This is a genomic window from Polaromonas sp. P1_F2, from assembly GCF_056405735.1.
This window is the reverse complement of record NZ_JBFUBN010000002.1, coordinates 532,782-545,937: the sequence shown is the minus strand read 5'-3', so window position 1 is coordinate 545,937 and position 13,156 is coordinate 532,782. Positions and strand designations below refer to the sequence as shown.

At 62.8% G+C, this 13,156-nt stretch carries 5 protein-coding genes; 1 reads left to right on the top strand and 4 read right to left on the bottom strand.

Translation table 11 applies throughout. The features are described from left to right. Positions 1-38: 38 nt before the first annotated feature. A complete protein-coding gene (locus AC1D0O_RS06440; protein ID WP_477652703.1) occupies positions 39-3,524 on the bottom strand; it encodes a LamG-like jellyroll fold domain-containing protein in 3,486 nt (1,161 codons plus the stop codon). A gap of 575 nt (positions 3,525-4,099) precedes the next feature. Continuing rightward, on the bottom strand, positions 4,100-6,856 hold the full coding sequence (locus AC1D0O_RS06435; protein WP_477652702.1) for a LamG-like jellyroll fold domain-containing protein: 2,757 nt from the start codon (positions 6,854-6,856) through the stop codon (positions 4,100-4,102). A gap of 1,081 nt (positions 6,857-7,937) precedes the next feature. Here AC1D0O_RS06435 and AC1D0O_RS06430 point away from each other — a divergent pair. Next, entirely contained in the window at positions 7,938-8,987 is a 1,050-nt protein-coding gene (locus tag AC1D0O_RS06430) for a S1C family serine protease (protein WP_477652701.1), read from the top strand. Between the two features lie 14 nt (positions 8,988-9,001). On the opposite strand, the gene AC1D0O_RS06425 is transcribed toward AC1D0O_RS06430, so the two are convergent. Together AC1D0O_RS06425 and AC1D0O_RS06420 are read right to left on the bottom strand one after the other, a co-directional pair. Then, the gene (locus AC1D0O_RS06425; protein WP_477652700.1) at positions 9,002-10,630 is read right to left on the bottom strand and encodes a methyl-accepting chemotaxis protein; all 1,629 of its coding nucleotides are present in this window, start codon (positions 10,628-10,630) and stop codon (positions 9,002-9,004) included. Positions 10,631-11,461: 831 nt separating this feature from the next. Further along, complete coding sequence (locus AC1D0O_RS06420; protein ID WP_477652699.1) at positions 11,462-13,153, bottom strand: ShlB/FhaC/HecB family hemolysin secretion/activation protein; 1,692 nt, start codon at positions 13,151-13,153, stop codon at positions 11,462-11,464. Positions 13,154-13,156 lie beyond the last annotated feature (3 nt).

The window sequence follows — 13,156 nt, the reverse complement described above, 5'->3', positions numbered from 1 at the left end:
GGTGAATTCACACAATGATTGAGATCGCACTGGCCGGCTCAATTGCCCGCTCCCGTGACTTGCTGGACCCGGTTCAGCGCGTCATAGACGCGCGTGATGTTTCTCTGCAGGTTGCCCGAAGGATCCTTGACTTGCTCACCGACCTTGTTGCCGGCGTTGTCGAGCGTGTAGCTCACCGAGTTGCCCTGCGCATCCGTCACGCCGGTCAGGCGGTGCGCGGCGTCGTAGCTGTAGCCCAGCGTTGTGCCATCGGGCGGCGTTGCGCCTGTCATCTGGCCTGCGTTGTCATAGCTGTAGCTGGTGGTCCGGGCCGTGCCGCCGGGTGGCGTGACCGTCACGCTGCTGGTCCAGCCGCGCGGGGTGTATGTCGTGTCGGTGACCACGCCGTTGGGGTCGACCATCTGCCTGACCCGCCCTGCCCCGTCGTACAGCGTGAACTGGGTCACGTGGCCGGCGGCGTTCGTGACCGATTGCAGATCTCCCTTCGTATGGCCCACGGCATTGGGGTCAAGCACCGGCCCCGTATCTGCAAACGCCTGCGCCGGCGGTGTGAAGTTGGCCGTGTAGCGAGCCAGGCCTTTGGTGACGCGAAAGTCGTCCAGGTAACCATTGAATGCGCGATCAATTCCCGAAGCCTGGCCACCAATCAAATGCGCCATTCCTTCGTCGTACAACACCGTCGCCCCAAGGCTGGTGGTGAGGACCGTGCCCACTCCATCCACGTACAGGGTCACGGTGCCACCCAACCTCACCAGCGCCACGTGCGTCCAGACATTGTTGGGAATGAAAACGCCCGGCCCGTTCCAGGCATTAAAGCTGGTGCCATTGGACGATCCGGCGCTGACAAGGTTTCCGTCAGCTGCGATGGTCAGGTAGGTGCCCGTCATCACATCCCCGTCAGGATTCCAGAGACGGGAAGTGTTGGGATTGTTGGCGACTTTGTACATCCACATCTCGATGGTGAAATCAGACGACTTCAGGGCCAGGGACGGATCGGCAGGCACGGAGACATAGTCGCGCACGCCGTCGAAATACAGGGACGAACCGCCGAACTTGCTTTGGGCGGTGCTGACCCTGGCGTTGCCTCCGGCGGTGACCACCTTGGGCGCCAGGCTGCTGTCTGCGAATGAGGTGGCCCCGTCGGCGCCATCCCCATRCAACAGCACGCTCACAGAATCAAAACCCGGATCGGAGCTGACCGAAGGATTGTTGAAATCCGTTGAATTGCTGTAGTAGGTGTACGTGGTGACGCGGTTCAAGGGGTCTTTGCTGGTCAGGAGCCGGCCTGAGCCGTCATAGGTAAAGACGGACACCTTCGCCTGGACGCTGGGGTCCAACGCCGCCGGCCCTGAATAGGTTGCGGTTGGTGCGGCAAACGGTCCTGTATACCTGGCCAGGCCTTTGGTCACGCGAAAGTCGTCGATGTAGCCGTTGAAGGGGCGGTCAGCACCTGTGCTTTGCCCGCCTATTAGGTGGGTCCCGCCCGGGTCATACAGGGCGGTATCGCCCAGGGACGTTGTCAGGACGGTGCCCACGCCGTCAACGTACAAGGTGACGGTGCCGCCGGCCCTTACCAGCGCAAGGTGCTTCCAGACGCCGTTGGGAATGGCAATACCTGTCGCGAATGCCCATGAGTTCCAGCTAGTCCCAGTCGAAGAGCCATAACTCCACAGGTTTCCGTTCGCATCAAATCCGAGATGTACGTCCGCATATAGATCGCCATCGGGATTCCACAAGCGTGAAGTGTTGGCGTTGTTTCCCAGCTTGTAAATCCACATCTCGATGGTGAAGTCGGACGCTCCCATGGACAGAGAAGGGCTGGAGGGCAAGGTAATGTAGTCGCGCACTCCATCGAAATACATGGACGAGCCGCCGAACTTGCTCTGCGCCGTGCTGATCCTGGCGTTGCCCCCCGCAGTCACCGCTTTGGGCGCCGTGCTGCTGTCCAAGAACAATGTTGATCCATCGGCGCCATCGCCGCGCAGCAGCAAGGCAACGTTGCCGAAGTACGGGTCGTAAGTAGACGCAGACGCTCCATTCACATCCTGCGTTGCCTGCTCAACACGCTTGCAGACCAGCGGCAATGGTTTGCCGTTGGCAAAGTTCGCCGCGGTGGTGCAGCTCGCAACCTCATTGTTGTTGAATGGATCCGGTTGCCCGTGATACACCAGGCTGGTGATCCTTCCTGGAGCATCAATTCTTGCCGGGACCTTCCAGTCAGGGTGCCATTGGGTCAGGGTCCTTCTGGCACCCGAAGGAAGTGTCGCGCCTGCCGGCAGCACAGCCGAACAGGCGACCGTTGTGGCAAGGCCATCGACCCGGACGGTTTCACGGTTGGCGCCGTCATAGGCGTAGCAGGAACGTTCGCCCTGGAAGTTGTCATGCGATAGCAAGTTTCCGCTGGCGTCATAGCTTGAAGCATTGTTGGACGCCGCACAGCCGGACCCGGCAGGCTGGCTCGAGCCGCTGAGCGCCGGCGAACCGAAGACGCTGATAGCCGACAAGCTCACCATTTGCCCCGTCGGCTGGGTCAGCAAGGTCGATGCAGGCAGTTGCACTTCATGGTACTGGTGCTTGATTTTGGCCACCGGATCCAGCACTTCATTGACCACCATGGATGGCGGCGTTGCGTAGCTCACGCTGTAGCGATCCACGCCACCAGCCTGTTCAGTTGAAGTGGCGCGGCCCGCGGTGTCGTAGGTGAATGTCAGGAAACGACTGGCGTTCTCGTCGATGACACCGGTCAGCGCCCAGGGCAGGCCGGCGTTCTCGTACAACAACTGCCTTGTCCTGCCATCCGGCCAGGTGATAGAGGCAAGGTTGCCCGCGACGTCATAGCCAACGCCAATGACGCGCCCGTTGGTATGGGTGATCTTCGAAATGCGGCCATCAAGCACCGTATTGCCACCGGCTGCAAGGGCATATTCAAACCTCAGTACACGGCCGGCACTATCCGCAATCTGTATCAGGTACCCAGCATCGGGTGCAATCGTTGTACTCGACGCGCTATAGGTGAAGGACAAGGTATTGCCGGCCTTGTCGGCGATGCTGGTGAGCTGCCCCGCGGAGTTGTAGAGTTCGACCTTCTGCTCGGACGCGTTGGTGTACGCATATCCACCTGGAACCACGGCGATGCGATCATTGATGTCGGCGTCCGGGGTATAGGCTCCACCCTTGAGCACAAAGGTCACCATACCGCCATTGCCCCGGTAAGCCTTGATGGCAGCCGCACCGGTTGAGATGCTCAGGTTGCGGTGCAGGCTGCTCACCCACAGGCGACCGAGGGACGGGAGATTTCCCGAAGTCAGACCGCCCAGCTGCCGCGCGGTATCGTAGGTGAACTGCAATGATTCCGTGCCGATGCCAAAACCGGTGTCAATGCTTTCCCGATTCGCGCCGGTCAGCGGATAGATGGGATCCCCAAATCCCGGGTTCTTTGCCGGACAGCTGGCACCTGGTTTAGCGGTGTTGCGCCACTGCGGAAGCTTCAGAACACATGAACTGAGTGAACCGTTCCATTCCATGTCTGGAGCGCAGTTGCTGCCAGACACGGGAGGCTTGCAAGAGATCAGTTCATTGGAACCATTGATTAATTTATAAACCCCGGTATGTCCTGCGGGGCAAGATGGACTCTCGGACCGGAGAAACATCATCCCAAAGCTGCTGACAGAGTCTTTCGCCCACCCCGAGACATAGTGGCCGTTCACAATCCTGGATGGAACTTCCGACCAGCACAAATTGTCAACCGGGCTTTTCAGGCCCGCAGGCGCCCATGGGACCGGACCGCTGTACCCCGAACCCGCCGCATTCGACCTCAGTTTTCTGTCGGCGCAGTTGGTGACAGCAATAACCTGGCTATCACTGGTCAACGGCGAACTCAGACCGAGCTCGCCGAAGCAAGCATTAAAGGCGTTGTCAATGTAGAGGTATGAGCCGGTCTCCGTGCACAAGCTGTAAGTTGCCGGTGCATATGTAGGCGAACTACAAACAGCCTGCCCGTCCAATGAGGTTCCAACGCAATCCGAAGGTGCGGCGGCTACAGGAGAAAGCACGCCTGTCGAAGCAAAAATTGCTCCGGCCAGCGTTTTTACCAGGTGATTCAATTGCTCGCTCCCGTCACTTGCTGGACCCGGTTCAAGGCGTCATAAACGCGCGTGATGTTTCTTTGCAGGTTGCCCGAGGGGTCCTTGACCTGCTCGCCGACCTTGTTGCCCATCGCATCCAATGTGTAGCTCACGGTGTTGCCTCTGGCATCGGTGACGCCCGTCAGGCGATGGGCTGCGTCGTAGCTGTAGCCCAGCGTTGTGGCGTCGGGCAGGGTCACGCCCGTGAGCTGGCCTGCGCTGTCGTAGGTGTAGCTGGTGGTGCGTGCCGTGCCGCCGGGCGGGGTCACCGTCACGCTGCCGACCCAGCCCCGGGGGGTGTACACCATATCGGTGACCACGCCACTGGGGTCGACCATCTGGCGCACACGCCCCGCCCTGTCGTACAGCGTGAACTGCGTGACGTGGCCGGCCGCGTTCGTGATCGACTGGAGATCTCCTGCCGTATGCCCCACGGCATTTGGGTCAAAGACGATTCCCCTGCCTGGAAAAGCTTGCGTGGGTGGCGTGAAGTTGGTCGAATACCTTGCGACGCCTTTGGTGACGCGCACCTCATCGATGTAGCCGTTGAATGACTTGTCAGCATGCACGCCTTGACCGCCGATCGCATGCCGGTTTCCGCTGTCGTGCAGAACCGACGCGCCCAGGGCCGTGGTGATGACCGTGCCGGCGCCATCCACATACAGGGTCAAAGTCCCGCCCGACCTCACCAGCGCCACGTGTTTCCAGACGCCGTTGGGTATCGGTATGCCCGTCGTATAAGCCCAGGCATTCCATCCCGTCCCGCTGGATGATCCATGCGTCACCAGATTGCCATTGGGGTCAATCTGGAGGTTGATGTCCGTATAAAAATCACCGTCGGGATCCCACAGGCGCGAGTAGTTCGCGTTGTTTCCCAGCTTGTGGATCCACATCTCGATGGTGAAGTCGGAGGACTTCATGGCCAGCGAAGAATCGGCCGGCATGGAAACATAATCGCGCACGCCATCAAAGCGCAGGGACGCGCCGCCAAATTTGCTTTCGGCCGTGCTGATCACGGCGTTGCCCACCACCGTCACGGGCTTGGAAACCGCACTGCTGTCGGTGACCGCGACGGCACCGTTGAGGCCGTCCCCGTGCAGCAAAAGGCTTACCGAATCAAAGAAGGGATCCGAGCTGGCCGACAGGTCGGTGAAGTCGGTTGACGTGGTGTAGTAGGCGAAGCGGGTGGTGTCATCGGCATCGGTCCGAGGACCTTTGGCGGTAAGAACCTGTCCATTGGCGTTGTAAGTCCAGCTGCTCATGCGGCTCACATTGCCTACTGTGTCCGTCACGGTCTGGCTGAGCCTGTTTCCGGCGCCGTCATACACATAGGCAGTGGCCCTCCCCTCCTGGGTGACAAGCACGGGAAGCCGGTAGTTGGCGTGCCACTGCGTCGTGCTGGCTTGCGCTTCGGGCAAACCAGCCGCTTTGGTGGTTGTCACGGGCAGACGTCGGGTGATGTCCCAGGTGTACATGGTGCTGACACCCAGGAAGTCGGTCTCCTCGGTGATGAAGCCTTTGGCATCCTGCACCCGGCTGGCTGCGGAAGCGTCTCCGGTCCCGCTGGGCTTGTCGGCGCCCAGAACGGCAAGCTTCCCTTTGGCGGCTCCATAGCTGTAGGTGCGCTGGGTACCCAGGGGGTCCGTCACCGTCGCTGAACCGCCGGCGCCATAACTGATGCTGTGCAGCCCGGCACCGCCGCTGTACTGGGTACTGACGCCCCGGCCCTGGCTGTCGTAAGCGTAAGTGGCCAGGCGGTTGCCCTTCTCGTCAATGATGCCGGTCAGCAGTTGCGGGTAACCGCTGTTCTCGTAGAGGTAGGTCTTGCTGGCCGTGCCTCCTGCGATGTTCGGGTAGCCCACGGCCGTCAGCCGGGCTGTGGCGGCCGTACCGTCGTAGCTGTAGCTGATGACCTGGCCATCGGAGGCCGTGACGCCGGCCAGCTGGCCGGCCGCGTTGTACTTGAAACCCAGGGTGCGGCCGAAATGGTTCTGCACCGCAATGAGAAGGCCTGCGGCGGGTGCAGTGCTCGCGGGGGTATTGACGGTGCTGTAGGTATATGTTCTGACCCAGCCGTTTCTCTGCGTCACAGTCAGCAATTTCCCCGTCGCATCGAACTGCCATACGGAGTCGTCGTCCAGCCTCTTGTATTGCAAACCCGCCGGGTTGGATGCCAGGGTGTCTGCGCTGTTGGCAGGCTTCCATTGGTTGCTTGCCGTATCCCAGTGGAAGCCCCGCACGCTGCCGTCGCCAAACATCACCCGGGCCATGGTCCCGGCCATGCCGCTGATCCCGTCCTGCTTGAGGAAGGCGGACTGGCTGTGCGACCAAGGTTTACCCAAACCGGCAGGTATGGCCCCGGTGGCCGCACCGACCACCCGGCTGCTGCCGTAGTACCTGACAAAGCTCAATGCATCAGGGCCCGAACCCGCGATGTCCTGTTCAGTGAGGATCTTTTCTCCGGTTCCCGGAACGATGGGATTGCCTGCTTTGAGACCATCCGGCGGTGGAGGCGGGCAAGGGCAGGCATTGCATGGTGACGGTGAGGATTTTTCTTCCGATGCGGATTCGGGGCGAATGGGGACGCATATTCCCTCATCGTTCCGGAATTCCCTTGGATCGCTGCAGTTGGGACGCGTACAGCTTGTCCCGCCGGGGTCCAGGGCGAATCCCGACGGGCATACAGTCCAGCCGAATCCGGTTCCGGCCAACCTGTTGTCGGCGGTGTACATATTGCAGGCGGCCTTGCCCTGAAACGGCGAATAACCCGCCTGCCCCCTGTTGGGGTGGCATTGCGCCGCAATAGGCGCACATCCAAATTCATCTTTGGTAATGAACTCATAGGTGGCGGCAGGGCAATTAGGACTGCCCCAGGGGGAGCCAGCGCCTTTGGGCCAGCCCCAAAATTTTTCCCCCGGAATCGTTTCGCTCCAGGCGGATGAGCCCATGGTGAAAAATGAAATCACCATGCACAGGAAAAAAAACCGCCTCATCATTGACGCAGGCGCCTTTCCCCCGCCATAGCCTCTACCACCTTGCGTTTTAGCAACCCCCGCCAATTCCATGGCGCTGCCGCCAAGCTGCGGGCCCGCATGGCCATCGGTGCAAGTGGAGGTTCGGGCGTTTCCGCCCGGCAATATTGCCGTCATGTCCCGAGCCCGGGCTCTAGGGATTCAGACGGTATTCGTCAAACACCCTGGGGGATGCGTGCGGGCTCGAAGGGGAAATCGGAAGCAGGGATAAGGGCTGGCGTGCCACATGCAGTGATGCCGGAGCCGCAATGGACCGCCGGCCGACGCGCCGAAAGAATTGTCTTGTCATGCATCCCACCCTCTGTTGCTGTTTGAGAGGAAGTGTTGATGAGGCTCCGGGGCCTGTCAATGCGAAAGCCATGACAGTGCACTTTTTACAACTGACATTATTTACGCGAGGTAAGTAGAAAGAATTGAATATCTGCGCCGCTGATTTTTACTGCATTGGATAGTTCTCAGTTGCTCGCACCGGTGATTTTCTGGACCCGGTTCAAGGCGTCATAGACGCGCGTGATGTTTCTTTGCAGCTTGCCCGACAGGCCTTTGACCTGCTAGCTGATCTTCTGTCCAACGCCGCCGGCACTCCACTCAAGGTCTCTGCCCGCACGTCGAGCCGGCGGCAAGCCCGGGCAGCGCTGGCGCCCCGGTTTGCGCGCGCTTACTCTTTGCTGCGGTTTTTTGACCCTGCCGCTTGCAACACCATTTAATAAAGCGCATTCTCCCAACGCGGCCGGCCCATTTTCTTCTGTGCCCACGCCCCTGGCCGCGTCTGGAGTCCGTCATGTGCACCCTGCATCTGCGTCATTGGCTCTACCTCCTCCTCTCAAGCAGCTTGCTGGCAGGCGCGGTCCATGCGGCCACGCCACCGCCGCCGCCTGCGCAAGCCATGATGGACGCGCTGAACCGGGCCACGACGGCGGTGGTGGGGGTCAAGGTCACGGCGACGGAAGACGCTCGCTCGGCCGAGACGCTGGGCTTGCGGCGCGCCGGTTCGGGTGTGCTGATCAGCCAGGACGGGTTGATCCTGACGATCGGCTACCTGATGCTGGAGGCCGAGCAGATCGAGATCGTCACCCAGGACAACAGGACGCTGCCGGCACGCGCCGTGGCCTACGACCTGGCCACGGGTTTCGGCCTGCTGCGCCCGCTGTTGCCGCTGCGCAATGTGGCGGTGGCGGCACTGGGCAGCAGCCGGGACTTGCAGCCGGGCGAGCCGCTGATGGCGGTGACGGGCCCGCAGCCGGACGAGGACGGGGACGTGAGCATGACGCGGCTGGTCAGCCGGCGCGCGTTCTCGGGCAGCTGGGAATACCATATTGAATCGGCGCTGTTCACCAGCCCGCCGGTGCTGGCCAGCGGCGGCAACCACAGCGGCGCACCGCTCTTCAACCAGCGCGGCGAGCTGATGGGCATAGGTTCGCTGTTCGTGTCGGACGCGACGGGCGAGAACCGCCGCCTGCCGGGCAATATGTTTGTGCCGGTGGACCTGCTGCGGCCCATCCTCGCGGAGCTGCAGCGCGCGGGTTACAGCGCCAAGAGCCGCAGGCCCTGGCTGGGCATCACCTCCAACGACCAGGGCGGGCGCATACAGATCCTGCGCGTGAGCAAGGAAAGCCCAGCGGACCTGGCCGGGCTGTCGGCGGGCGACGTGGTGCTGGCGGTTGACGACGCGAAAGTCGCGACGCTGGAAGCCTTTTACAAAAAGCTCTGGGACCACGCCGCACCGGATGCGGAAATCCGCCTCACGGTGCTGCAGGGCGCGGAGATCAAGACCATCGTGCTGCGCGGCCAGGACCGCATGCAGACGCTCAAAAAACCGCCCGGTATCTGACCGGCGCCACGGCGCTATGCCGGAAGCGGCGCCGTGCGGTGCAGGTTCTTGCCTATCGCCTGAAAGTGCAGCGCGGTGGACGGCGCGGTTTCGGGTTCCGCGTCCAGCTTGAACTCATCGACCGCGGCCTGCAGCTGCAGCGTCTGCTCGGCCAGCGAGGCCGCGGCCGTGGAGGCCTGCTCGACCAGCGCGGCGTTCTGCTGGGTCGCCTTGTCCATCAGCACCATGGCCTGGTTCACGTGTTCGATGCCGTTGCTTTGCTCGACCGAGGCGGCGGAGATTTGCTCGAGCAGGCTGCTGACGCGCTTGACGGCCTGCACGATGTCCTGCATGGTGCGGCCGGCCTGGCCGACCAGCTCGGAGCCGTTCTCGACGTGCGCCACGGAGTCGGCGATCAGCGCCTTGATTTCGCGCGCGGCTTGGGCGCTGCGCTGGGCGAGGCCGCGCACTTCGCTGGCCACCACGGCAAAGCCGCGGCCCTGCTCGCCGGCGCGCGCGGCTTCCACAGCCGCGTTGAGCGCCAGGATATTGGTCTGAAAAGCGATGCCTTCGATGACGGCGATGATGTCCACGATTTTTTTGGAACTGCCGCTGATGGCCGCCATGGTGTCGACCACCTGGGCCACGACCGCGCCGCCTTGTTCCGCGGTGCCCGAGGCGGTGGCCGCCAGCCCGCTGGCCGAGCGCGCATGCTCGGCGTTGAGCCTGACGGTGGAGGTCAGCTCTTCCATGCTGGAGACGGTTTCCTCCAGCGAGGCGGCCTGCTCTTCGGTGCGGCGCGACAGGTCGGCGTTGCCGGCGGCGATGTCGCCGGACGCCAGGGTGATGGAGTCGGTCGAGGCCTTGATGCGGCTGACCAGGTCGGTCAGCGTGTCTTCCATGTCACCGAGCGCGCCCAGCAGCCGGCCGAAATCGCCGCCGCGCTCAGTGGAAAACTCCTGGCTGAGGTCGCCGGCGGCCACGGTTTCGGCGATGTAAATCGCTTCATTGAGCGGCTGCGCGATGCTGCGGCCCAGCCGCCAGGCTACGGCCGCGCCCACCAACAAAGCAGCCAGTGCCAGGCCCAGCATCCAGCGCTGCGCCGATGCGATGCCGCTTGCGACAGCCTCACCGCCCGACTTGGCTCGCCGCGCCTGCAGCTGGGCCAGTGCCGCCAGTTCCTGCTGCAGCCGATCCAGCGCGGGGCCGGCTTCGCCCGCCCAGGCGCGGGAGGCCCCGTCGCGGTCGCCCGCTTCGAATTGCCTGGCCGTTTTGGCAAGCGCCTGGGCATGGGCGGCCTGCGCGCCGCGCACGCCAGCCAGCAAGGTTTTCTCTTCGGCCGGCGGGGCGCCGGCCTCCAGCACCGCAAGTGCGTCCGTGATGTTCTTGTCGCCAAGCGCCAGTTGGCGGCGCGCGGCGGCCGCCTGCGTGGGATCGCCCGCCAGGGACAGTTCCAGGGTGGCGCGCGCATTGGCCTGCGATGAAGCGGCCAATGCCGCCACGGCGCCGGCACGGGTCCAGGCGTCACCGCTCACATCGCGGCTGAAGGCGCCGGCGCCGGCGAGGTGGCTCAGGCCCACGGCCAGCAAGCCGCCGGTCAGCAGCAATACCAGGCCAAAACCCGCGCCCAGCCGCGTGCTGATCTTTAAATTGTCCAGTTGCATGGTGTTGTCTCCTGCAAGCCGCTTCCGTCTGAAGGCGCGGGAGAGGCCAAGCTCATGCACGGTATCAAGAAAAGTTCGGGCGCTTGTGCCCGAACAAGACGCAAAACAGGGCTTTGTTCATGGAATTGAAAGGGATTGGTGGCCGGGTCTTGCTCCGGCCTTTGCGCTTTTGTTCTCTCTGCTGAGGGCTGCTGGCCGGGGGTAGCCCGGCAGCTACTCACTTTTCTTTTGCTTCGCCAAAAGAAAAGTAAGCAAAAGAAAAGGCGACCCTGGTTGCTGCGTCCCTGCGCTTCGCTACGGGCAACCTGCGGTGCTCGGTCCAGACGGGGTCTCGCTAAACTCGCTTCGCTCAAACAACGCGATCCCTGATCCGTCTGGACCTCCGCTCCTCGGCGCATCCACAAGGGGTGGGGAAGGAATACCAATACCGAAGACCTGAAGAAACAAGGACTCGCCTTGGCGAGTCCTTGTTTGTCTTGGTTTATTCTTTGGTGTTTGTCTTCTGTCCCCGTTCCCGCTTGCCCCGTCCTGGCTGGGCCGAGGAGCGCAGAGACAAGCGGATCAGGGCCGGCGTTGTCTGAGCGAAGCGAGTTTAGCCGGACCCCGCTTGGCTCGAGCACCGCAGGTTGCCCGTAGCGAAGCGTAGGGACCCAGACTGCGGGTCGCCTTTTCTTTGGTGACTTTCTTTTGGCGAAGCAAAAGAAAGTTACTTGCCGCCGGGCAACCCCCGGCCAACCGCCCTCAGCAGAGAGAACAAGAGCACAAGGGCCGGAGCAAAACCGGCCAGCAAGCCTAAGCAAAAAGCAGCAGCGCTCATAAGAACAAAGAACATCAGAACCGGTAAGCGACTTCTGTCCACATCCGCATCGCATCCGGCGCCTTGACCAGCTCAGGTGCAGGCCCCAGCGGCGAGGCGAGGTAGGCCCGAGCTCGCCACTGGTTGAACCCGGTCCAGTCAAGCCCGACCCCGGCGCCGCTGAAGTTCGCGCTGTTGGCGCCGGCCGTCCAGGGGCGCTGATTGACCTTGAGGTAAGCACCGTCCCAGAACGCCAGCGCCTGGAGTTTCCCGCCGCCGGCCTGACCCAGGTCGTAGCGCAGCTCAATGCTTGCGCGGTAACCGGCATCGCCCGACAGCGCGCTCACGTCGTAGGCACGGACGGAATAGGGCCCGCCCACGGACATTTTTTGCGACGAGTCGAGGTTGGTGTTCGCCCATTGGCCCGCCCAGGACAAATACACCGTGCCCTTGTCTCCCCAGCGCTGCAGCCGGGAGAAGTTCAGGTTGGTCTTTGAAAACCAGCCTTCAGTTCTTGCGCCGGCCGCGTCCGCCAGTTGGGCCTCCGCTGCGTCAAAGCCCACCCGGCCCCGGCTCCATGTCAGGCTCCAGGTGTTGATGCCGCCGGACAACAGGGTGTCGCGCCAGTCCCCGCTCAGGCTTGAAACCCAGCTGCCGAGATGCCGGTCGGTCTTCATGCCCGCCATATCGATGCGCTCACGCAACTGCAGGTTGTCGTACTGGACCTGGCCGTAGACATTGGCCGTCTGGCTTCGCAGCAGCGGATGCCTGCCCCACAGGCTTTTGGTTTCGGCGGAACCATGCGCGCCTAGCTCCTGCAAGGATCCGCCGATTTTGTAGTTCAGCATGGAATAGGCGGCGCCGCCGCGCGTGCCCTGCCCGTTCAACAAGGACTCGTAACTCACGCGCCCGTAGTTGACCCCGGCGCCTGAACTCAGGCCGCCCACGCCCAGGACATCGCCACGCCGCAAGGGGTTGTTGAAGTACACCGTGCCACCGAGCCGGCCCCTGCCCGTATAGCTGTTGCCGTAGTCGTCCAGAACCAGGCTTCCGGAGACCGCCTGGCCGGGCGCGACCTGGATGCTCAGGTCCGAGCTTCCCATGCCGTCGCCGGGCCTCAAGGTCGCCTGCACCACCACGCCGGGTATGTCCGACATCAGCAGCAGGGACCTGTCGAGCAAAGCCTGCTCGACCGGCTGCCCGCCTTGCAGCGGCGCCGCCGTCGCCTGCAGCAGCAGGTCGTTCACGCGCGTCTGGTTGTCGATGCCGACCTTGCCGTAGCGCGCCTCTATCACCAGAAAACGCACAATGCCCGACTGGATCACCTGCGCGGGCACCACGGCGCGCGCAAAGGTGTGGCCGCGGCCGCGGTAGTACCTGCTGATGCGCGTCGCCATTTCATCGAGCTGGTCAAGCGTCAGGGTTTTGCCTTCCGCATCGGCTACCAGCCCATGCAGGGTGTCCGTCTCGACCACGGTGTTGCCGAGGATCTGGATCGATTTGACGTCCACCGAAACCGGGGGACGTACGGGCGGCGCCGGGGCACTTTCCTGGTTGTTGAGGGACGGCCCTTCCCCGCGGGGCGGCGGCGCGAATGGCTGGGACGGCTGGACCTGCTGCAGGATGCCGCCGATATCGACCGGTGGGGGATCGGCCGCCTGGGCCGCCAACAAGGGCGCGGCGGCCAGCAGCAGCACCACGTGCTTTCGGGATACGAGGCATTTCATGAA

Excerpts from the sequence above, each read along its gene's own strand:
- AC1D0O_RS06435 (WP_477652702.1), bottom strand. The coding sequence starts at position 6,856 with ATGTACACCGCCGACAACAGGTTGGCCGGAACCGGATTCGGCTGGACT.
- AC1D0O_RS06430 (WP_477652701.1), top strand. The coding sequence starts at position 7,938 with ATGTGCACCCTGCATCTGCGTCATTGGCTCTACCTCCTCCTCTCAAGC.
- AC1D0O_RS06425 (WP_477652700.1), bottom strand. The coding sequence starts at position 10,630 with ATGCAACTGGACAATTTAAAGATCAGCACGCGGCTGGGCGCGGGTTTT.
- AC1D0O_RS06420 (WP_477652699.1), bottom strand. The coding sequence starts at position 13,153 with ATGAAATGCCTCGTATCCCGAAAGCACGTGGTGCTGCTGCTGGCCGCC.